21 protein-coding genes are annotated in these 21,751 nt (G+C 65.8%); 13 read left to right on the forward strand and 8 right to left on the reverse strand.

Annotated elements, in window-relative coordinates; all coding sequences use genetic code 11:
* The first annotated feature begins 161 nt into the window (after positions 1-161).
* Entirely contained in the window at positions 162-1,367 is a 1,206-nt protein-coding gene (locus RSE14_RS00790; protein ID WP_324075263.1) for a type III PLP-dependent enzyme, read from the forward strand.
* 18 nt (positions 1,368-1,385) lie between these two features.
* Here RSE14_RS00790 and RSE14_RS00795 read toward each other — a convergent pair whose 3' ends face one another.
* The 3 genes from RSE14_RS00795 to murI all read right to left on the reverse strand — a co-directional run bounded on the left by RSE14_RS00795 (position 1,386) and on the right by murI (position 4,350).
* Positions 1,386-2,081: a nitroreductase gene (locus RSE14_RS00795; RefSeq protein WP_324075266.1), complete on the reverse strand. Its 696-nt coding sequence runs from the start codon at positions 2,079-2,081 to the stop codon at positions 1,386-1,388.
* Between the two features lie 84 nt (positions 2,082-2,165).
* A complete protein-coding gene (gene hemA, locus RSE14_RS00800) occupies positions 2,166-3,386 on the reverse strand; it encodes a 5-aminolevulinate synthase (RefSeq protein ID WP_324075267.1) in 1,221 nt (406 codons plus the stop codon).
* A 169-nt stretch (positions 3,387-3,555) separates the two neighbouring features.
* A complete protein-coding gene (gene murI / locus RSE14_RS00805; protein ID WP_324075270.1) occupies positions 3,556-4,350 on the reverse strand; it encodes a glutamate racemase in 795 nt (264 codons plus the stop codon).
* 135 nt (positions 4,351-4,485) lie between these two features.
* Here murI and plsY point away from each other — a divergent pair, with 135 nt between their 5' ends.
* The 7 genes from plsY (at position 4,486) to RSE14_RS00840 (ending at position 11,281) form a co-directional block, all read left to right on the forward strand.
* Entirely contained in the window at positions 4,486-5,082 is a 597-nt protein-coding gene (gene plsY / locus RSE14_RS00810; RefSeq protein ID WP_324075272.1) for a glycerol-3-phosphate 1-O-acyltransferase PlsY, read from the forward strand.
* Between the two features lie 16 nt (positions 5,083-5,098).
* On the forward strand, positions 5,099-6,250 hold the full coding sequence (gene dprA, locus RSE14_RS00815; protein WP_324075274.1) for a DNA-processing protein DprA: 1,152 nt from the start codon (positions 5,099-5,101) through the stop codon (positions 6,248-6,250).
* On the forward strand, positions 6,247-6,903 hold the full coding sequence (locus RSE14_RS00820; RefSeq protein WP_324075275.1) for a hypothetical protein: 657 nt from the start codon (positions 6,247-6,249) through the stop codon (positions 6,901-6,903). The genes dprA and RSE14_RS00820 overlap by 4 nt, the downstream gene beginning before the upstream one ends.
* 12 nt (positions 6,904-6,915) lie before the next feature.
* The gene (locus tag RSE14_RS00825) at positions 6,916-7,566 is read left to right on the forward strand and encodes a hypothetical protein (protein ID WP_324075277.1); all 651 of its coding nucleotides are present in this window, start codon (positions 6,916-6,918) and stop codon (positions 7,564-7,566) included.
* A 97-nt stretch (positions 7,567-7,663) separates the two neighbouring features.
* A complete protein-coding gene (gene topA, locus RSE14_RS00830; RefSeq protein WP_324075279.1) occupies positions 7,664-10,231 on the forward strand; it encodes a type I DNA topoisomerase in 2,568 nt (855 codons plus the stop codon).
* Positions 10,232-10,325: 94 nt separating this feature from the next.
* Positions 10,326-10,613 carry a hypothetical protein gene (locus RSE14_RS00835; RefSeq protein ID WP_324075281.1) on the forward strand — a complete coding sequence of 96 codons (288 nt, stop codon included), beginning with the start codon at positions 10,326-10,328 and terminating at the stop codon, positions 10,611-10,613.
* Positions 10,614-10,615: 2 nt separating this feature from the next.
* Complete coding sequence (locus RSE14_RS00840; protein ID WP_324075282.1) at positions 10,616-11,281, forward strand: response regulator; 666 nt, start codon at positions 10,616-10,618, stop codon at positions 11,279-11,281.
* A gap of 15 nt (positions 11,282-11,296) precedes the next feature.
* On the opposite strand, the gene RSE14_RS00845 is transcribed toward RSE14_RS00840, so the two are convergent.
* From RSE14_RS00845 to lepB, 5 genes are all read right to left on the reverse strand, one after another.
* Positions 11,297-11,989, reverse strand: coding sequence for a histidine phosphatase family protein (locus tag RSE14_RS00845; RefSeq protein WP_324075284.1), 693 nt, complete (start codon positions 11,987-11,989; stop codon positions 11,297-11,299).
* Between the two features lie 26 nt (positions 11,990-12,015).
* The gene (locus RSE14_RS00850) at positions 12,016-13,221 is read right to left on the reverse strand and encodes a vanadium-dependent haloperoxidase (RefSeq protein ID WP_324075286.1); all 1,206 of its coding nucleotides are present in this window, start codon (positions 13,219-13,221) and stop codon (positions 12,016-12,018) included.
* Positions 13,222-13,328: 107 nt separating this feature from the next.
* Positions 13,329-14,252: a GTPase Era gene (gene era / locus RSE14_RS00855; protein ID WP_324076950.1), complete on the reverse strand. Its 924-nt coding sequence runs from the start codon at positions 14,250-14,252 to the stop codon at positions 13,329-13,331.
* Between the two features lie 11 nt (positions 14,253-14,263).
* A complete protein-coding gene (gene rnc, locus RSE14_RS00860; protein WP_324075288.1) occupies positions 14,264-14,950 on the reverse strand; it encodes a ribonuclease III in 687 nt (228 codons plus the stop codon).
* Positions 14,947-15,783, reverse strand: coding sequence for a signal peptidase I (gene lepB, locus RSE14_RS00865; protein ID WP_324075290.1), 837 nt, complete (start codon positions 15,781-15,783; stop codon positions 14,947-14,949). The genes rnc and lepB overlap by 4 nt, the downstream gene beginning before the upstream one ends.
* A gap of 67 nt (positions 15,784-15,850) precedes the next feature.
* Between lepB and pgi the strand changes: the two genes are divergently transcribed.
* From pgi to gorA, 5 genes are all read left to right on the forward strand, one after another.
* Positions 15,851-17,395 (forward strand): glucose-6-phosphate isomerase, encoded by a 1,545-nt coding sequence (gene pgi / locus RSE14_RS00870; RefSeq protein ID WP_416379388.1) that lies wholly within the window; start codon positions 15,851-15,853, stop codon positions 17,393-17,395.
* Between the two features lie 240 nt (positions 17,396-17,635).
* Positions 17,636-18,031, forward strand: coding sequence for a hypothetical protein (locus RSE14_RS00875; protein WP_324075294.1), 396 nt, complete (start codon positions 17,636-17,638; stop codon positions 18,029-18,031).
* A gap of 66 nt (positions 18,032-18,097) precedes the next feature.
* Positions 18,098-18,490: a hypothetical protein gene (locus RSE14_RS00880; protein ID WP_324075295.1), complete on the forward strand. Its 393-nt coding sequence runs from the start codon at positions 18,098-18,100 to the stop codon at positions 18,488-18,490.
* 221 nt (positions 18,491-18,711) lie between these two features.
* Positions 18,712-20,301: a DEAD/DEAH box helicase gene (locus tag RSE14_RS00885; protein ID WP_324075297.1), complete on the forward strand. Its 1,590-nt coding sequence runs from the start codon at positions 18,712-18,714 to the stop codon at positions 20,299-20,301.
* A gap of 93 nt (positions 20,302-20,394) precedes the next feature.
* Entirely contained in the window at positions 20,395-21,750 is a 1,356-nt protein-coding gene (gorA, locus tag RSE14_RS00890) for a glutathione-disulfide reductase (RefSeq protein ID WP_324075299.1), read from the forward strand.
* The last annotated feature ends 1 nt before the right edge of the window (position 21,751 follow it).

Consider the following 21,751-nt stretch of genomic DNA (forward strand, 5'->3'; position numbering starts at 1 on the left):
TCTTTGAAAAGCAACATTTGGCCCCGGCGGGGGCCATTTTTTGTTTGCATTTCCCCCCTCAGGCCCTATCTGCGCCCTTCCGCTGCCCCAAGGGGACTTCCAAACCGCAAGGCAGCTTGTCGTTTTATGGTTCAACAGAGCCGTTTTGGGGGTCCCTTGAGTTGCACATCTATCCTGACGCACTGGCTGTAGTCCGCGACCTCCGTCCGGACGAACCCGTCATCCTCAATCGCCCGCACGCCGCGCGGCGCGCCGCCCGCTTCTTTGTCGAGAAGTTCCCGGGCAAGGTGCTCTATGCCGTCAAGGCCAACCCCGCGCCGGAGCTGATCCGCGTGCTGTGGGATGCAGGCGTGACCCATTACGACGTCGCCTCGATTGCCGAGGTGCGGCTGGTGCGCTCGCTGCTGCCGGACGCCGTGCTGTGCTTCATGCATCCGGTGAAGACCGCTGCCGCGATTGCCGAGGCCTATTTCGATCACGGCGTGCGCACCTTCAGCCTCGATTCTGTCGAGGAGCTGGAGAAGATCATCGACGCCTGCCGTTCGCCCGAAACCGGCGAAGCGCCGCGCGACCTGCGTCTGTGCGTGCGCCTGCGCGTGTCGAGCGAATATTCCGAGCTCTCGCTGGCCAGCAAGTTCGGCTGCGATCTCGTCGAGGCGCCGCTGCTGCTCCAGCAGGCCCGCCAGCATTGTGACTGGCTGGGCGTGTGCTTCCATGTCGGCAGCCAGGCGATGACCCCGTTTGCCTTCGTGCAGGCGATGGACCGCACCCGCGCCGCGATTGCCGAGGCTTCGGTGGTGATCGACATGATCGACGTGGGCGGGGGCTTCCCGAGCGCCTATCCGGGCCTCGAGCCGCCGCCGATGGAAGATTACTTCGCGATCATCGCGCGCCACTTCGAAGCCCTGCCGATCGCCTACAACGCCGAGCTGTGGTGCGAACCCGGCCGCGCGCTCTCGGCTGAATACAGCTCGATGATCGTGCAGGTGAACAAGCGGCGCGGCGAGGAGCTCTACATCAACGACGGCGCTTACGGCGCGCTCTACGATGCCGCCCACGTGGCGTGGCGCTTCCCGGTGAAGGCGCTCGAGGACGATCTGATCGGCGAGGACGAGGACTTCGCGTTCTACGGGCCGACCTGCGATGATGCCGACTACATGAAGGGGCCGTTTGTGCTGCCTTCGGACATCCAGGCGGGCGACTATGTCGAGATCGGGATGCTCGGTGCCTATGGCGCGGCGATGAAGACCGGCTTCAACGGCTTCGGCGCGGCCCAGCAGGTGATGGTCGCCGACGAGCCGATGATGAGCCTGTTCGACGGCTCGCGTCAGCGCGAAGCCGCCGACAACGTGGTGTCCTTGCGCTAGGACTTCAGGGGTTAGGGGTCAGCCCTCGAACCCCACGAAGCGCGCCGCCTCGTCAACGCTGCGCCGCGTGATCTTCACCGGGTTCGCCGGAAAATCCGGATCGGGCCAGCCCAGTGCGACCGCCTTCATGATCACCTGATCCTCGGGGATGCCCGCGTGCTCGCGCACCACCGGGCTTTGCATGATGCCTTGCGAGTTGATCACGCAGCCCAGGCCCTTGCTCCATGCGGCATTGACCAGCGCCGTCGTCACCGCGCCGCAATCGAAGGGGGTGTCGTCCGAACCGTCCAGCTCGCGGTCGTAGGTTATGATCACGCAGACCGGCGCGTCGAACTGGCGGAAGCCGCGCAGCACCCAGTCCTGGCGCGCTTCCTTGTCGTCGCGGTCGATCCCCATGGCTTCGAACAGCTGGATCGCGCAGCCGACCTGACGGTCGCGGTGGACGCCGGTGAAGGCCTCGCCGCGGCGGAATTCGCGGCTGTCGGGGACGCCGGCGAGGATGTTTTCGGTGTTGCCCTTGCGGATCCGGTCAAGCGGCTCGCCGGTGATCACATGGAAGTGGTAGGGCTGGGTGTTCATCGACGAGGGCGAGCGCATCGCCAACGTCAGGATCTCTTCGATCAGCGCGCGCGGCACCGGCTTGTCGAGGTAGCCGCGGATGCTCCGCCGTCCGAGGACGACCTCGGCATAAGTCTGTTCAGGCGTGCCGCCCATTGTCTCTCTCCCGAATCTGTTTTCGGGAGATGTGCTAGCGGCAAAAACCGGCACCACAAAGGACGCTACGGCAGCGGGGAGCGATCAGGCCGCTTCGGCGAGCTCCAGATCGAGCCGGTCCCAGATTTCGACGAGGGCGGCGGTCAGCTCGTCCATCATCGCATCGGTGTGGAACGGACCCGGCGTGAAGCGCAGACGCTCGGTCCCGCGCGGCACGGTGGGGAAGTTGATCGGCTGCACATAGACGCCGTATTCGGCGAGCAGGATGTCGCTGATCTTCTTGGCGCGCACCGGATCGCCCACCATCAGCGGCACGATGTGGGTGACCGAATCCATCACCGGCAGGCCGGCTTCGGCAAACTTCAGCTTGAGCATCGCGGCGGCGCGCTGCTGGGCGTTGCGCTCGTCACTGCTCTCTTTCAGGTGCCGCACCGAGGCGAGCACGCCTGCCACCAGCACCGGCGACAATGAGGTCGTGAAGATGAAGCCCGGCGCGTAGCTGCGGATGCAGTCCACCACCTTGGTCGAGGCCGCGATATAGCCGCCCATCACACCGAAGGCCTTGCCGAGCGTGCCCTCGATGATGTCGATCCGGTGCGCGGCGTTATCGCGCTCCGAAATCCCGCCGCCATGCGCGCCATACATGCCGACCGCGTGGACCTCGTCGATATAGGTGAGGGCGTTGTATTTCTCGGCGAGGTCGCAGATCGCATGGATCGGGGCGACATCGCCGTCCATCGAATAGACGCTTTCAAAGGCGATCAGCTTGGGCGTGTTCGCGTCCTCGGCCGCCAGCAGCTCCTCGAGGTGCGCCACGTCATTGTGGCGGAACACCCGCTTCTCGCAGCCCGAATTGCGGATGCCTGCGATCATGCTGGCGTGGTTCAGCTCGTCGGAGAAAATGATGCAGCCCGGCAAGAGGCGGGCGAGGGTGGAAAGCGTCGCATCGTTCGAGACATATCCGCTCGTGAACAGCAGCGCAGAATCCTTGCCGTGGAGATCGGCCAGTTCGTTTTCGAGCTCGATATGCAGGTGGGTGTTGCCGCCGATATTGCGCGTGCCGCCGCTGCCTGCGCCGACATCGTGCAGCGCGGCTTCCATCGCGCCGATCACCTTGTCGTGCTGGCCCATGCCGAGATAGTCGTTGGAGCACCACACCGTGATCGGCTTGGGGCCGTTATGGCCGTGAAAGCAGCGCGCATTGGGATAGGCGCCCTTGTTGCGCATGATGTCGATGAAGACGCGATAGCGGCCTTCCTCGTGCAGGCGGTCGATCGCAGAATCGAAGATCTGATCGTAGTTCACTTGCGTCTCTTCACTGGGGCGTGCGCTTATGCGGCACTGCCTGAGTTCCTGCCTGCTTCATCCGCTACAACTGCCGAGGCGGCGGATGGTTTCGCGCGATATTTAAGGCCGAGACCGGCGTTTTGCCACAGCGATCTTTGCGAGCGTTTCGCAAGCGGTGATGCGCAAATCAGAACACTTCCGCAGGGCCGAAACCGCGGGTTGCCAGTGCGTCTTCGAGGCCTGCTGCGCCTGCGATCGGCCCGGTGACGATGAAGCGGTTGGGGCCGTGTGCTTCGAAGCTCTGCCCTTCGAGCAGATGGGCGATGCGCCGCGCGATGCCCTCGGCTCCATCCACCTGCCGGACCTCGGGGCCGAAAGCGGCGGCGAGTTCCTCCGAAAGCAGCGGGAAGTGGGTGCAGGCGAGCACCAACGTGTCGATGGCCTCGCCGCCCGGCATGGCGGTGAGCTCGGCGTGGACGTCGGCGATCAGCGCCGGATCGACACCGCGCCCGCGCAGCTTGGCCTCGGCCGCCTCGACCAGCCCGGGCGCGGCCACGCGGAGCAGGCGCTTGCCCTGTGCAAAGCGGGCTTCGAGATCATCGACATAGGCCTGCCGGATCGTCGCGCCTGTGCCGACAAGTCCGATGGTGCCGGTCCGCGTGAGGGCAGCGGCGGGCTTGATCGCGGGGACAGTGCCCACCACCGGCACTTCCAGCACATCGCGCACCATGCCCAGCGCAATCGTGGAGGCGGTGTTGCAGGCGATGCAGACGAGGCGCGGGCGGAACCGCTCTGCCATCCGCCCGAGCAGGCCCGCGACCCGCGCGGCGATCTGGGCCTCGGTCTTGGTGCCATAGGGCAGGCCGGCAAGATCGGCGGCGTATATCACCGGAGCGTCGGGGAGCACCTTGCGCAAGCCGTCATAGACGGTGAGCCCGCCCACGCCGGAATCGAACAGCAGGATGGGGGAATCTGGGTTCACCGAATAACTTCCGTTCGCCCCGAGCTTGTCGAAGGGCTGTTTTGCCTTACAGTCGGATGCGCTAAAGAAAGTGCAGGGCTTCGACAACCGCCTTCGCGGTCGCTGGCAAGCTCGGCCCGAACGGGATGGGACCTGATGGAATTCGTTTTCGCAGCCGTGATGGGCTTTGCGCTGGGATCGATTCCCTTCGGCCTGATCCTCACCCGCGCGGCGGGGCTGGGCGATGTGCGCAATATCGGCAGCGGCTCGATCGGCGCGACCAATGTGCTGCGCACCGGCCACAAGGGCCTCGCTGCGGCCACAGTGCTGCTCGATGCGGCCAAGGCTGTGATCCCGGTGGTGGTGGCAGGCATCCTGTGGCCTGATCTTGCCCAGGTCGGCGGCGTGGCCGCCGTCGGCGCGGTGGCGGGGCATTGTTTCACCCCGTGGCTCGGTTTCAGGGGCGGCAAGGGCTTTGCGAGCGCTGCCGGAGCGCTGCTGGCGCTGGCTTGGCCGGTGATGCTGGCCTGCGCCTGCGTATGGGCGGCGACGCTCTGGCTCAGCCGGATTTCGTCCGTGTCCTCGATGGTCAGCGTGATCGCCGCGCCGATTGTGGCATGGGGCCTCGGCTACCCGCAGGTCATCCCGCCGCTGCTCGCCATCGCGGCGATCGTTATGGTGCAACACCGCGCCAATATCGGGCGCCTGATGCGGGGGGAGGAGCCGAAGATCGGCGCCTCGTCCAAGCCGTAATGCGGGGCCTCATCTGATGGAGCACGAGGGGTCGCAGCCGGTGCTCAGCCAACAGGAAGCTTTCGCGCGCATCCGCCTGCTGCGCTCGCCCAACATTGGCCCGGTGAGCTATCGCCAGCTGATTGCGCGCTTCGGCAGCGCCGGGGCGGCGCTGGATGCGCTGCCCGATCTCGCCAGCCGGGGGAGGGGGCCCTATCGCCCGGCCAGTGCCGAGAGCATCGAGCGCGAGGTCTCCGCCGTGCGCGCGGCAGGCGCGCGCTATCTGTTCCACGATCAGCCCGATTACCCCGCGCTGCTGGCCGAACTGGACAGCGCGCCGCCCATTCTGACCTGCCGCGGCCGGCTTGACCTCGCCAGCGCGCCCTGCGTGGCGGTGGTAGGGGCGCGCAATGCCAGCGCTGCGGCGGTCAAGCTGGCGCGCGATTTCGCCGCTGCGCTGGCCGAGGCGGGCTTCACGATTGTCTCGGGCCTTGCGCGCGGCATCGACGGTGCAACGCACGAGGGCGCCTTTCCGCAGACCATCGGCGTGATCGCCAGCGGGATCGACATCGCCTATCCGCCGCAGCACGCCGAGCTTCAGGAACGCATCGCGAGGGAGGGGTTGCTGATCGCCGAACAGCCCCCCGGCACCGAGCCGCGCGGGCGGCATTTCCCCTCGCGCAACCGCATCATCGCAGGCCTTGCGAGCGGCACGCTGGTGGTAGAGGCGGCGCCCCAATCGGGCAGCCTCATCACCGCGCGTCTGGCAGGCGAGGCGGGGCGCGAGGTCATGGCAATCCCCGGCTCCCCGCTCGATGCCCGCGCCTCGGGATGCAATCAGCTGATCCGCGAAGGCGCGGTGCTGGTGCAGAGCCCGGAGGATGTGATCGAACTGCTCCAGAGCTTCACCGGCGCCCCGCGCTCGCGCTACCGCGTGGCCGAAGGCGCGGCCGATTTCGACTATGCCGAACTTGCCCGGCTCGAATGGGGCGAGGCGCGGGCTGATCTGTCTGGCGATATCGCCAACCTGCTCACCAACGCGCCGGTGCCGGTCGACGAGCTGATCCACCAGTCAGGCGCCAGCGCGGCCGAGGTCCACATGGCGCTGCTCGAACTGGAACTTGTGGGCGAGCTGGTGCGCGAGGCTGACGGCACGGTGCGCCGCGCCAGCCCCGAGGATAGCGCATGACCCCCGCCCGCGAGGCCGATTTCGGCCTGCTCGTCTCCCGCTCCTTCGAGAACCTCTGGGCGATCCGCAAGCCGGTGGCGATCTATCTTGCGGTGGTGGCCGTGGCGGCCTTCACCATTCCCTTGCTCGGCATCGGCTTCACCAGCGGCGGGGGCGTGGTGATCTATCTTTTCGGGCAATACTGGCTGTTTCAGGCCCTGTTGAAGACGCGCGGGCTGCTGGAGACGCAGGGCAATCATCTCGCCCCCTTCCTTTTGCTGGCGATGCTGCTGATCGGGCCGATCATGGTCGGCATTTTCGCTCTGATCCTGCCCGGCCTGTTTCTGGTGGCGCGCTGGATAGCCGCGCCCGCTTTCGTGGCGGCGCGGGGCGGGAGCGCATGGGCAGCGGCGGGGGGCAGCTGGCAGACGGTGCGCGGCCACACCGGCAAGATCGCCAGCATCGTCGTGATGATGTTCCTGATCGCAAGCCTGTTCGGCACGCTCGGCGCGGCGGCAGGCGGCCTGTTTGCCGGGATTGCCGCCTATCGCGCGGCCCAGCCGCTCAATCTGATCGAGGCGCACCTGTTTCCGCTGATGCTGCTCGGCCTGTCGGTGGCAGTCTATGAACTGCTCGGGCCGCGCAATACCATGATCGAGGATGTTTTCGGATAGACCATGCTGGACGTGAATGATTCCATCGGCCTGCGCCTTGGCCTGATTACCGAGGAAGCCCTGCGGCTGGCGCGCGCGGCCTGGGCAGCGATGCTGTTCTATGTCGCGGCGCTGGTGGCGATCGGCATGGTGGGCGACCAGTGGACTGATGTGGCGGGCGCCAATTTCGCCTTCTCGGTCGTCTCGACCATTGTCGGCTATGCGCTGACCATCTCCCTGCTGCGCCAGGGCGGGCTGACCCATGTCACCGGCGGCTTCGGCACCTATTTCGGCCTGTCGATCCTTGTCGTGCTGGGCATCGCTCTTGGCTGCGTGGCGCTGCTGATCCCGGGGCTGGTGCTGTTCGTGCGCTGGGCGCCGGCCTATGGCTTTGCGCTGGGCGACGAGGTCGGCATCACCGAGGGGATGCGTCTCGCCTGGGAGCGCAGCAGGGGACATTTTGCGCCTCTGGCCATCGCCCTGCTGCTGCCCGTTGCGGCCAATCTGGTGGCGGTCACTATCTATACTCTCGCCAGCGATGAGGCCGGGCTGATCCCTCTGCCGGTTTCGGCCATTGCCAATCTGGTGATGTCGGTGGCAGGCGCGGCGATCACGGCCATCGGGATCGCAGCCTATGCCCTGCTGCGCGACCGGACGGACGAAATCGCCGAAGTCTTCGCCTGATTCACGTCCCTGCTCTTCACACAAGCCGCTTGACGGCCTAGGCGGCGCAGCCCCACCCTCGCGCGTACGTACACGTAAGGACACCTCTTCTCAGCCCATGCAGCTTGTCATTGTTGAATCGCCGGCCAAGGCGAAGACCATCGAGAAATATCTGGGCAAGGACTACAAGGTTCTCGCGTCCTACGGCCATGTGCGCGATCTGCCGCCCAAGGATGGCAGCGTCGATCCGGACGCCGATTTCGCGATGGAGTGGGAACTCTACCGCGACAAGCAGAGCCGCTTCAAGGAAATCGCCGACGCGGCCAAGGGCGCAAGCCGCCTCGTGCTCGCCACCGACCCTGACCGCGAGGGCGAGGCGATCAGCTGGCACGTGCAGGAGCTGCTGGCCAAGCGCAAGGCGCTGCCCAAGCTCGTCGAGCGGGTCACCTTCAACGCCATCACCAAGACCGCCGTCACCGAGGCCATGGCCCGCCCGCGCGAGCTCGATCAGCCGCTGATCGACGCCTATCTCGCCCGCCGCGCGCTGGATTATCTGTTCGGCTTCACGCTTTCGCCGGTGCTGTGGAGGAAGCTCCCCGGGGCCAAGAGCGCAGGCCGCGTGCAGTCCGTGGCGCTGCGCCTGATCGTCGAGCGCGAGCGCGAGATCGAAGCCTTCCGGGCCGAGGAATACTGGAGCGTGCTCGCCAAGCTCCAGCACGATGGCACCGAGTTCGACGCGCGCCTCGTCAAGTTCAAGGGCGTGAAGCTGGAGCGGCTGAGCCTCGGCAATCAGGGTATTGCGCTGGAAGCCAAGGCGGCGGTCGAGGCCGGGCGCTTCACGGTGGAAGGCGTCGAGACCAAGCCGGTCAAGCGCAACCCTGCGCCGCCGTTCACCACGTCGACGCTGCAACAGGAGGCCGCGCGAAAACTCGGCTATTCCGCGCAGCACACCATGCGGCTGGCGCAATCGCTCTACGAGGCCGGCGCGATCACCTATATGCGCACCGACGGCGTGCAGATGGACCCCGGTGCCATCATGGCCCTGCGCGATGCCATCGTCGCGCGTTACGACAGCGCCTATCTCCCTGAAAAGCCGCGCTTCTACAGCACCAAGGCCAAGAACGCGCAGGAGGCCCACGAGGCGATCCGGCCGACCGATTTCACCCGCGAACGGGCGGGCACGGGCGATGAGGCCAAGCTCTATGATCTGATCTTCAAGCGCGCCATGGCGAGCCAGATGGCGACCGCGCAGATGGAGCGCACCACTGTCACCCTGCGCGATGCCACGGGTCAGCACGAGCTGCGCGCCACAGGGCAGGTGATCCGCTTCCCGGGCTTTCTTGCGGTCTATCAGGAAGGCTTTGACGACAAGGGGCAGGGCGAAGACGAGGACGAGGACGGCCTGCTGCCGATGCTCAAGGCTGGCGACACGCCCGCCAAGCGCGGTGTCGAGGCGACCCAGCACTTCACCCAGCCGCCGCCGCGCTTTTCGGAAGCCTCGCTGGTCAAGCGTCTGGAGGAGCTCGGCATCGGGCGGCCCTCCACCTATGCCTCGACCATCCAGACCCTGCGGGACCGCGCCTATGTGCGGATGGAGAAGAACCGCTTCTTTGCGGAAGAGAGCGGCCGCCTGCTGACCGCCTTCCTCGAACGGTTCTTCCCCACCTATGTCGCCTATGATTTCACCGCGGGCATGGAGGACGAGCTCGATGTCGTCTCCGACGGGCGCGAGGATTACAAGGCGCTGCTCGCCCGCTTCTGGAAGGACTTCAAGCCCAAGGCCGACGAGGTGATGGAGAAGCTGCCCTCGGAAGTGACCGAGGCGCTCGACGAATATCTCTCCGACTTCCTGTTCCCGCCGCGCGAGGACGGGCACGATCCGCGCGCCTGCCCGATGTGCGCTGCCGAAGGCCGCGCCAATGGCAGGCTCTCCCTGCGCGGTGGCCGCTTCGGCGCCTTTGTGGCCTGCGCCAACTATCCGGAGTGCAAATACACCCGCCGCTTCGCCCAGCCGGGCGGCGAGGGTGAGGGCGGGGCCGAGGACGGCGTGATCGGCCAGCACCCCGAAACCGGCGAGGACATCCACCGCAAGACGGGCCGCTTCGGCCCCTATGTGCAGATGGGTGACGGCAAGGATGCCAAGCGCGCCTCGATCCCCAAGGACCTCGATGATTTCGATCTCGACTGGGCGGTGAAGCTGCTGGACCTGCCGCGGATTATCGGCGCGCATCCTGACACCGGCCTCGAAATCGAAGCCAATATCGGGCGTTACGGGCCGTACCTGCGGCACGACGGGAAGTATGGTAAACTCACCAATACCCGCGAGGTGTTCGAGGTGGGGATGAACCGCGCCGTCGATATCCTCGCGCAGGCTGCCAATCGCGGCGCGGGCGGGGGCTCGCGCGGCAAGGCGGAGGCGATTGCGGCACTTGGGGCGCACCCCGTCAGCGGGGGCGAGATCAAGGTCATGCCGGGCCGCTACGGGCCTTACGTCACCGACGGCACCACCAATGCGACGATCCCGCGCGACGTGAAACCTGAAGAGGTTACGCTCGAAGCCGCCATCGAACTGATCGATGCGCGTGCGGCCAAGGGTCCGGCCAAGGGGAAGGCCAAGAAGAAGGCCGCCCCCAAGAAGAAGGCTGCCCCCAAGAAGAAAGCTCCGGCCAAGAAGGCGGCCAAATGATCCCGGCGTGCCGTCCCGCCTGTCGGGACCGGCGCGTTGGTAAATCATAAAGCATTACCCTCTATCACGGAGCCCTGAGACCAGGGGCTGCACCGTGATTGAAATCGAAGTCCAGAACGAGACGCATCAGACCCAGGCGCGCATCCGCTTTGCCGCCGTGCCGCGCATCGGCGAAGGCCTGCGCCTGCGCGAACCCGATGGCATGTGGGCGAGCTATGACGTGCTCGACGTGTGGTACCAGAAGGCCGAATTCGGCGATGTCTGGATGCCCTATCTCCATGTCCGCATGACCCCGGGCGAGGGCGTGCTGCCCGAAGACCCCTACGCCGAGGATTACGGCGAATATGACGCGGGCTATGCCGCTATCGGCGGAGGGCGCTGATCGTGCAGAACCTGATCAAGCGCAATTCCGGCCCGCACCGCCGCACCGGCATGGAAGGCAAGACGCTGGCTGAAAAGCTGGCCGCTGGCGAAAAGGCGCGCGAGGCGGCGCAGGGGGGCACTGCCGCCCCGGTCGTGGCTGAAGTCGAAGCCGCTCCCGCTCCCGCAGCTGACACCCGCGCCGAAATGCAGGCCCGCGCGCCTGCTGCCCCCGGCCCGGAAAGCGGCGACACGGATTCGATTGTCGCTGCCGCCAAGGCCATGCGTGACCGCTTTGCCGGCAGCGTTGCTCCGGCAGCGGTGGCCAAGACCTGCCTCATCGTCGATGACAGCCGCGTGATCCGCAAGGTTTCGAGCAAGATCGCGATCAGCCTCGGCTATGTCGCGATCGAGGCCGAAAACGGCGAGGAGGCTCTGGCGCGCTGCAAGAAGGCCATGCCCGACCTCGTGCTCACCGACTGGAACATGCCCGAAATGGACGGCATCGAATTCGTCGCCAAGCTGCGCGCGATCCCCACGCCCAAGGAGCCCATCGTGGTGTTCTGCACCTCGAACGGCGAGGCCAAGGACATCCACGAGGGCATCTCGGCAGGCGCGGACGACTACATCGTCAAACCCTTCGACGAAGCGGCCCTGCGCGCCAAGCTGGAGAAGCTGGGGCGGGGCTAAGCCCGCGCCGCTGTGCTACTTCGCCGCTTCCTTGGCGGCCTGTGCTTCCAGGTATTGGGCATAGCGGGCCCCGGCGCCGATGAAGCCGGGATCGAAGGTGCCAAGAGCGATGTAAGAGCCATCCTTCTGCCGCTGCAGCACGGCAAACTCGCCTTCGCTCAGGGTGATGCCCGTCGCGAAGTAGATATTGCCGATGTGGCTGACCAGCACGGTGTTGTCCTTGCTGTCCCCCGGCAGATCCGCGAGCAGGGCATTCAGCTCCTTGCCGGAAACGATGACGGTGCGTTCGGCGGTGTTGTCGTGGTGCATCAGGCGCGGCTCGATCTCGTAGCGACCGAACATGAACCGCGCGGTCTCGGTCGCACGGCACATCTCGCTTGAGAGGACGCGGCCGATCGGCCAGCCGATCGCACGGATGGCAACGCCCGTTTCGGCGGCCCCTGCAACGCCCGCGGGCGAGAGGTTGCGCTGCGCGTTGCAATCATTGGCGGGACGCGAATAGTCATCCCCGCGCGAGGGCACATTGGTGCGCTCGTGCCGCATCAGGATGACAAGCCCGCCGGCGCGCAGCTGCTCGCCCAGCTTTTCGGGTTCCATGTTGCGGTTCTCGAAGGTCGCGACCGGTTTCGGACCTTCATCCGCAGACTGGGCAAGCAGGGGAGTGGCAAGCGCGAGAGCGAAACTCGCGACGGTAATGGCTAGGCGCATGAATGGTGTCCTCCGGTTGATTGGGGTTACTTGCCGAGCGGCATGAAATAGCGTTTTGCGGCGACATTGCCGATAGCGATTCCTGCGTCACGTCCGGCTTCCATCGAGAAGCGGTAATGGACCCCGGCAAGGATACGGGACTCCGAGACATCATCGATGTATTCGCGGGGCGTATCGTAACGGCGCAGCAGCGCGTCCTCCATTTCGAGCACGATCGGCGGGGCGCTGCTGCCGAATTCCTGTTCGATGACGGCACCCACGGCCCCTGCCGATAGGCAATGGCCGCAAGGATATTCGGGGTGCCACGGCGTTGTGACCATGGCTTCCCACTGGGTATCGGGCGCGGTGGCTTCATTACCGTAGGTCTCGGCATTGCGGATCGCAGTGATCGGACGCCAGAAATTGTAATGGTATTTGCCGTCCATCATGGAGACGTAGGAATCGACAAATGCCATTTCCGCCAGAGCAAGAAAGCGGGCGTCGTCCACCAGACTGCGCCCGGGACGGCCGATGAGCTGGTTGAGCACGATCCGCACGTCACGCCCTGCCCAGAATTCGCCGATGTCACTCTGCTCGGCGGTGCGATCCTTCGACTTTTTCGCCCCGAGGCTTTTGACTTCGTTGAAGTCACGCGCCCAGGCCGCGCTGCCCAAAGTTACCGGCGGCGCGGGCCGCATTTCGGCGGGGCTGGTCATGATCCACGGCGTTTGCTTGGCGAGGATGGTGCCGACCAAGGGCGTAGTCTGCACATAGGTTCCCGGTGTCTGGGGGCGGTTCACCGGGTCTTTGCCCTCGGCATTGGAGTTGGCCCGGGCGGCGATAACGGCGGCCGCCGCTTCGGCACCGACCTTCTCGCCATTGGCGCTCGCGGTCTTGTCGGTGACCGCGCCGAGGGATGCTTTCAACGCGCCCTCGAACATGTCCTTCTGATCGGCACAGACAAGCACCAGCACATCATGCGCTGCGCGCGCGGCTGCAGCTTCCGGCGAGCTGCCCTCGGGCGCTGTCAGCTTTCTGGTGTAGGGCGTGTACTTTGGCGTGACCGCGTTGATGGCTTCGAACATGGCGACACTCACCATGGCATCGGCATCGCGCTGCAGCGGGTCCTCGCACTTGTCGACCTGCGCGCGCCACTGGGTCAGCACGTTGTTGACGACACCGGCTGAAGCATTGGCTGGAATTGCAGCGGCCATGACCGCGCACAGAACCCACGAGCGATTTGCGATACGCATAAAATGTCCCCCCAAGCCCGAGTTGGGCCCCCGGTGGAGGTCTACACTACTTTTTTGCGGACACGAAGCGCGTGATGCTGGCATCAGGGCGACGAAAGAAGGCGCCCCTACCGCACCCAGTCGAGCCCGATTTCCTCGAACACTTCCTTGTCCTCGGCCCAGTTCTCCAGAACCTTCACGTGCAAATAGAGGTGCACCTTCACCCCCAGCACCTCCATCAATTCCGCGCGCGCGGCGGCCCCGATGGCCTTGATCTTCGATCCGCCCTTGCCGAGCACGATTGCGCGCTGGTTGTCGCGGGTGACGACGATCTGCTGGTGGATTTCCACGCTGCCATCGGGGCGCACCTCGTATTTCTCGGGCCGCACCGCGCTGTCATAGGGCAGTTCCTCGTGGAGCTGCTGGTAGAGCTGTTCGCGGGTGATCTCGGCGGCGAGCAGGCGTTCGGAGGCGTCCGAGACCTGATCTTCGGGATACATCCATTCGCCCTCGGGCATCAGCCTGGCGAGCGTTTCTTTCATCTCGGGCACGCCTTCGCCGGTGAGAGCAGAGATAAAGAAGATCTCGGCAAAATCGACCTTGGCCGCAAGCTCCTGCGCGAGCGCCAGCAGCGGCTCCTTCTTGGCGCGGTCGACCTTGTTGAGGACGAGAATCTTGCGCTCCGGGCGACCTGCGAGCGCCTCCAGCAGCGGCTCGAGTTCATGGCGGCGCTGCTTGATCGGATCGACCATCAGCAGCACCGCGTCAGCAGCCTCTGCGCCTTCCCATGCCGCGCTCACCATTGCGCGGTCGAGCCGGCGGCGCGGGGCGAAGATGCCGGGGGTATCGACCAAAATCATCTGCACCGGCGTGCCGTCCGCGAGGTCATGCAGGGCAATGCCGAGCATCCGCGCGCGGGTGGTCTGCGCCTTGGCGCTGGTGATCGCGACCTTCTGGCCGACGAGGGCGTTCACAAGGGTCGATTTGCCCGCATTGGGCGCGCCGAGCACGGCAACCATGCCGCAGCGGGTGGGGGTGGTGTGTTCTTCCATCATTCTTTCGCTTACCCGAAGGCCTCCAGAAAGGCCTTGGCGGCGAGCCTTTCGGCCTCGCCCTTGGAGTTGGCCGTGGCTTCGGCGTGGCCGACATTGCGGATGCTCACGCGCACGGTGAAGCGCGCCGCGTGATCGGGGCCGGCGCGGTCCACCACTTCGTAATGCGGCATGGCGCGGCGATTGCCTGCGGCCCATTCCTGCAATGCGCTCTTGGGATGCTTGGCCTTGCCGACATCGCCTTCCAGTTCGCCCGCCCACAGCCGGTAGATCGCATCGCGCGCCGTATCAAAGCCGTGTTCGATGAAGCAGGCACCGATCAGCGCCTCCATCACATCGCCCAAAATCTTGTCGCTATCTGCCCCGCCATCATCGCGCGCCTGCTTGCCGAGCCGGATGTGCGCGGGAAGCCCGATCACCCGCGCAATCCGTGCGCAGGTCGCCCCGCTGACGAGCGCGTTCAACCGCTGCGAAAGCTTGCCCTCCGGTCCGTCGCCCGCGCGGTAGAGCCAGCTGGCGACCGAGAGGCCGAGCACGCGGTCTCCGAGGAATTCGAGCCGCTGGTAATCGGTCGCCCCGCCGGGGCCGGCGCCGTTATAGCTGCCATGGGTCAGGGCTTCGAGCCAGGGGGTCTCGTTGGTGACGATGAAGCCCTGCGAGGCGAGCCATTCGCGGGCGGCGGGATCGAGACTGCTCACAGCATCCCACCGATCCGCGCCCAGCGCGCGGCGGAGAACCAAGAGATCGGGTTCAGCCAGCTCGCGCTGCCATCGGTTGACCACACCACCAGCGCGGCGCGGCCGACCAGCCGGTCGAGCGGGACGAGCCCCACCGCATCGCCTTCGGCCGCCGGCCAGCGGCTGTCGCGCGAATTGTCGCGGTTGTCGCCCATCACGAACATCGCGCCTTCGGGCACAGTGACGGGGGCGAAGCTGTCGCCGGTGGTGAGCCCGAAGTCGAGCACCTCGTAAGCCTTGCCGCCGGGCAGGGTCTCGCGGAAACGGACATAGCGGCAGGCCTCGCGCCCATCGCCCATGCGCGCCGTCTCGCCGCCCCATTCGCACCCCGTATTGAGCGAGGTGGGGATGAGGAAATCGGAGAGCCGCTCGCGCTTCACCAGCGCGCCGTTCAGCACCAGCTGGCCGCCCATCACCGCCACGCTGTCTCCCGGCAGTCCGATCACCCGCTTGATATAGTCGCGCCCGTCGACCGGATGCTTGAAGATCACCACATCGCCGCGCTCCGGCGCGCCGCCCAGCAGACGGCCATGCGGCAGCGGCACATCAAACGGCAGGGACTGGCGCGAATAGCCATAGGGCCACTTGGCCGCGAGCAGGTAATCCCCGTTCATCAGCCGTGGCAGCATACTCTCGGAAGGGATCGAGAATGGCGAGAATACGAATACCCTGATCGCCAGCACGGCGAGCAACAGCTTGATGATAAACCACACAAATCCGCCCCAGCTGTCACCAGAACCCGCAATGTCTGCGGCGCGGGGCACTTGCCCGAGCGATTGGGTCTTAACATCCATCGCCCTTGCCCTTACTCGCAGCCGCGCAGCAGCGCAAAGGGGAACGGACATGAGCGGATCGGGCGAAATGGCAGGCGGGGGTGTGGCAGCGCAAATCTGGGCGGACCTCTCTGCATTGGCGCCGCAGCGGCTGGACGCGCTGTTCGCTGGCGATCCGGCCCGCGTGGAGGCCATGACCCGCCGCATTGCATGGCCCATCGGCCTTGGCGACGAAGCGACGGCCGGCATGCGGATCGACTTTTCCAAGACCCATCTGGGCGAACCTGAACTCGCCGCTTTCGAAGCGCTGGCCGAGGCCATGGGCTTTGGCCCTGCGCGCGAGGCGCTGTTCGGCGGCGGCATCATCAACGTGACCGAGGGCCGCGCGGCCACCCACGGCGCGCTGCGCGGCAGCGGCACACCCGCGGCGGTCGAGGAGGCCGAGGCGCTGCTGGCGCGCATGGGGATGCTGGTGGAAGCGATCCACGAAGGGGCGCTGGGCGAAGTGCGCCACTGCATCGCCATCGGCATCGGCGGATCGGCACTGGGCCCCGCGCTCGCCATCGACGCGCTGACCCGTGACCTCGCGCTGGTCGATGTCCATGTCGTCTCGAACATTGACGGGCTGGCGCTGGAACAGGCCTTCGCCGCCTGCGATCCGGCGACCACGCTGATCGCTCTTGCCTCCAAGACCTTCACCACCATCGAGACCATGACCAATGCGGCCAGCGCGCTGAAGTGGCTGGCGGAGAATGGCGTCACCGATCCCGGCGGCCGCGTGGTGGCGCTCACCGCCGCGCCGGACAAGGCGGTGGAATGGGGCGTGGACGAGACCCGCGTGCTGCCTTTCCCCGAAAGCGTGGGCGGGCGCTATTCGCTGTTCTCCAGCATCGGCTTCCCGATCGCGCTCGCCATCGGGATTGAGGAATTCACCGCGATGCTGACCGGCGCCAAGGCGGTGGATGATCACTTCCGCAGCACCGAAGGCCGCGCCAATGCCCCGCTGCTCGCGGCTTTCGCGGACCAGTATTACACCCGCCTGCGCGGCTGCCAGACCCGCGCGGTCTTCGCCTATGACGAGCGGCTCGCGCTGCTGCCCGACTATCTCCAGCAGCTCGAAATGGAATCGAACGGCAAGAGCGTGAAGGCCGATGGAACGCCGGTCGACGGGCCGACCGCGGCTGTCACCTGGGGCGGGGTGGGCACCGACGCGCAGCACGCTGTGTTCCAGCTGCTGCATCAGGGCACGCATCTCATCCCGGTCGATTTTCTGGCCAGCATCGCGCCGGGCGACGAGCTTGATCCCGCGCATCACCGCACCTTGCTGATGAACTGCCTTGCGCAAGGGGCGGCGCTGATGGCGGGCAAGCCTTCGGACGACCCTGCGCGCGCCTATCCGGGGGATCGGCCCTCGACCACGATCCTCGTCGATGATTGCGATGCGGCGGCGCTCGGCGCGCTGATCGCCTTCCACGAACAGCGCACCTTCGCCAATGCGGTCCTGATGGGGATCAATCCCTTCGACCAGTTCGGGGTGGAGCTGGGCAAGGCGATCGCCAAGCAGATCGACAGCGGGGAAGGGCAGTTCGATCCGAGCACCCAGGCGCTGATGGCGGCAGCCGGTCTTGCCTGAGCGGCGTGATGCATGATCGCCACACCTGGCTGAGCCGTGCCGTGTCAGATATTGCGGAAATTTTACCGCGCTGTTGCATATTTACGTAAGTGGATAAGGATATGTCGCAAGGCCCGCCGCCTTGCGACATTATCCGCAAAAATGCCCCATGAGCGCGGCAAGATTTGCACGCCGGACGCAACCTTCTATCCTTGCCCGCAGATTCGTCTCCTCCCGCATCCTGCGACCTCAAGGACCACCATGAAGCACCTGCGCCTTACCGCCGCTGTCCTCCTCGCGCTTGGCTGTGCCGGCAGCGCGCTTGCCCAAGACAATCAGGGCGACGGCACGGCGCGGTCCAAGGTGAAGCCGGCGCGGTTGGTGTCTTTCGACGGCGAGCGCGAATTCCTCACCGCCTCCTCGCGCCTGCGCGTCTGGCGCGCCGAGGTGGGATACACCCTGTCGGTCGATCAGGCCGGCACGCCAACCGATTGCCAGCTGACCGAAAAGTTCCGCATGAACTACGTCAACGAGAAGCTGTGCGAGGTGCTGCTCAAGCATCACACCTTCGAGCCCGCGCAGGACGCCAGCGGCGCGAGCGTCGAGGGCACCTATCAGGGGCGGCTCAATTTTCTGGAATTGCGCGGCAAGGATTGACGATCGCCTGAAATCATGTGATCTTCCATAGGCTTCAGGGGCTATGGTATTGCGAGGATCACGCGCATGAACTGGCTTCGTCTCGGTTTCGTCCCCGCCGCTCTGGCGCTCGCAGTGCCGCTGATGGCGAGTGAACTTCAGCCCATTTCCGCCGATGTGACGGGTGCCCGGCTGGCCCAATTGCTCGAAATCGATTTCATCCGCGTCACAAAGCGCGCCTTCAACCTCGGCCTGCTGACGCAGGATCTCGGCTACACTCTGGCTGTTGCGGCGGACGGGACGGTGACCAATTGCCAGCTCTCGCGCAGTTTCCGCAATCCGATCACGACGAGGGAGATGTGCCGCAGCATCACCCGCGCGGTCACGCTTGCTCCGGCGCGCGACGCGGCAGGCAATCCGGTCAGCGGCACCTATCAGGGCATGATCCGCATCCAGTCGCCCTTTGCTGCGACGCAATAATCCTTTGACATTTCGCCGGGCAGCCCCCACATGGCGCCCATCGAAGAGCGCTAGCCATGCGTGAAGCGGCGGAATTCTGAAAGCATCCGCCCCGGCCGCACTTCGGTTCTACCCCCAAGACTTCCCTTTTCACGCGGGCGGTTTCAACCCCCGCGCCGCGCCCGCAATCCGTTTGGGATTGGCGGAAGCGCGTCGCAGCATATTTGCGAGTTACCTATTACATGACTACTTTTGCTGACCTCGGGCTGTCGCAGCCCGTGCTCCAGGCCCTCGACATGAAGGGCTACAACACTCCCACCCCGATCCAGGAACAGGCGATCCCGCCGGTGCTCAAGGGCCGCGACCTGCTCGGCATCGCGCAGACCGGCACCGGCAAGACCGCGGCCTTCATGCTCCCCAGCATCGATCGCCTGCGCGAGGCGGACAAGCCGATCCCGTTCAAGTCCTGCCGCATGCTGGTTCTGGCGCCGACGCGCGAGCTGGCGGTGCAGATTGCCGACAGCGCCAAGGATTACGGCGCGCTCGCCGGGCTGAAGGTGCAATGCATCGTCGGCGGCACGAGCGTGGGCAAGGATCGCAACAAGCTGCACCGCGGCACCGACATTCTGGTCGCCACCCCGGGCCGTCTGCTTGATCTGATCGACCAGAAGGCGCTGAACCTCAACGGCATCGAAGTTCTGGTGCTCGACGAGGCCGATCAGATGCTCGATCTCGGCTTCATCCACGCCCTGCGCAAGATCCGCGAGCTCGCGCCCAAGGATCGCCAGACGCTGTTCTTCAGCGCCACCATGCCCAAGGCGATCAAGGAACTGGTGAGCGGCTATTGCCACAATCCGGTGCAGGTTTCGGTCACACCGGAAAGCACCACGGCCGAGCGCATCGACCAGTATCTCTTCATGGTCCAGCAGGACGAGAAGACGGCCCTGCTCGAAATGATCCTCAAGCGCCGCCATCAGGTGCCGGGCGAATTCGAGCGCATCCTGATCTTCACCCGCACCAAGCACGGCGCGGACCGCGTGGTGAAGAAGCTGCAACAGGCCGGGATCGAGAGCAATGCGATCCACGGCAACAAGTCGCAGCCGCAGCGCCAGCGCGCATTGGACGAGTTCCGCAAGGCGCGCGTGCCGGTGCTGATCGCCACGGATGTGGCCGCGCGCGGGATCGACATTCCGGGCGTCAGCCACGTGATCAATTACGAGCTGCCCAACGTGCCTGAGCAATATGTTCACCGCATTGGCCGCACCGCGCGTGCGGGCCGCGACGGGGTGGCGATTGCCTTCTGCGCCGAGGACGAGCGCGCCTACCTCAAGGATATTCGCAAGACGACCGGCGCCGAGCTTGAACGACTGCCCCTGCCGGACAATTTCCGCGCGGTGGTGGAAGGCGAAGGGCCCGAGAAGCCCGCGCCGCGCCAGCCGATGAAGCGGGTGCAGGCCCGTCCGCTCGGCCAGCGCAAGCCCCAGGGTGATCGCCGTCCGGATGGCGAACGTCGCCCGCAGCAGGGCGAACAGCGCCGTGCCGCCAGTGCGCCTCAGGGCGAGCGTCGTCCGCAAGGTGATCGTCGTCCGCAACAGGGCGAACAGCGCCGCGCCGAGGGCGAGCGCCGTCCGCAGGGTGATCGTCGTCCGCAGGGCGGCAAGCCCGCGCAGGGGTCGCAGCATCAGGGCGGTGATCGTCGAGCGCAGGGCCAGGGCGCCAATGCTGGCGGCAATAATGGCGGCGGCGGTAATCGTGGTCGCGGTGGCCGCGGGCGCGGTCGCCCCGGCGGCGGCGGCGGCGGTGGTGGTCGCCCCCGCGCAGCACAGGGCTGACACAAAGCATGAAAGGGCGGGAGCGGCAAACTCCCGCCCTTTTGCTTTTTGCCCGGACCGCCGCCATATGCTCCCCGCAAGTCAGGGAGCAGCATGGTGTCGGCCGAATTTGATTATGACCTCTTCACCATCGGCGCAGGCTCGGGCGGGGTGCGCGCCAGCCGCGTCGCTGCCGCGCACGGCGCGCGGGTGGCGGTGGCCGAGGAATACCGGGTCGGCGGCACCTGCGTGATCCGCGGCTGCGTGCCCAAGAAGATGCTCGTCTACGGCGCCCACTTTGCCGAGGATCTGGAGGACGCCAAGCAGTTCGGCTGGACCATCGAGGGCAAGAGCTTCGACTGGAAGGCGCTGCGCGATGTCGTCCAGAACGATGTGACGCGGCTTGAGGGGCTCTATGGCCAGACGCTCTCCAACCACAATGTCACCACCATCAACGAGCGCGCCGAGATCACCGGCCCGCACCAGATCACGCTGGCGAGCGGCAAGGTGATCACGGCGAAATACATCCTCATCGCCACCGGCGCGCGCCCGCATGTGCCCGCCTTTCCGGGCAGCGAGCATGTCATCACCTCGAACGAGGCCTTCCATCTCGACACCCTGCCGCGCCGCATCCTGATTGCCGGCGGGGGCTATATCGCCAATGAATTCGCCGGCATCTTCAACGAATTCGGCTGCAAGGTGACAATCGCCAACCGGTCCGACACGATCCTGCGCGGCTATGACGAAGCGTTGCGCGACCGGCTGCTCCAGATCTCGATGGTGAAGGGCATCTGCTTCCTGTTCCATGCCGAGTTCGAGAGCATTGAAAAGCAGGCTGACGGCACGCTGCTGGTCAAGCTGACCGGGCAGGACGCAGCCGAATATGATGCGGTGATGTTCGCCACCGGCCGCGTGCCCAATATCGAAGGTCTGGGGCTGGAGACGGTCGGCGTTGCCACCGGCACAAGGGGTGAGATCCTGGTCGATGCCTTCAGCCGCACCAATGTCGATCACATCTATGCCGTGGGCGATGTGACCGACCGGGTGCAGCTTACCCCCGTCGCGATCCGCGAAGGGCAGGCTTTCGCGGATTCGGTGTTTGGCGGGGTGGAGCCCTATGCGGTCGATCATTCCTGCGTGCCAGCTGCGGTGTTCAGCCACCCGCCCATTGCCGCTGTCGGCATGACCGAGAGCGAGGCGCGCAACCAGCTTGGCAATATCCGCGTCTATCAGGCCGATTTCCGACCGATGAAGAATGTGCTGGCAGGCCGTAACGAGCGCTGCCTCTACAAGATGATCGTCGATGCCGCGAACGATCGGATCGTCGGCATCCACATGATCGGCCCCGACGCGCCCGAAATCCTGCAAGCGGCGGCCATCGCAGTGAAGGCCGGGCTGACCAAGGCCGATTTCGACGCCACCGTGGCGATCCACCCGACCATGGCCGAGGAACTGGTGCTGTTCAAATGAG

Origin of the sequence: Erythrobacter sp. (assembly GCF_035194505.1) — a bacterium.
GTDB lineage: Bacteria > Pseudomonadota > Alphaproteobacteria > Sphingomonadales > Sphingomonadaceae > Erythrobacter.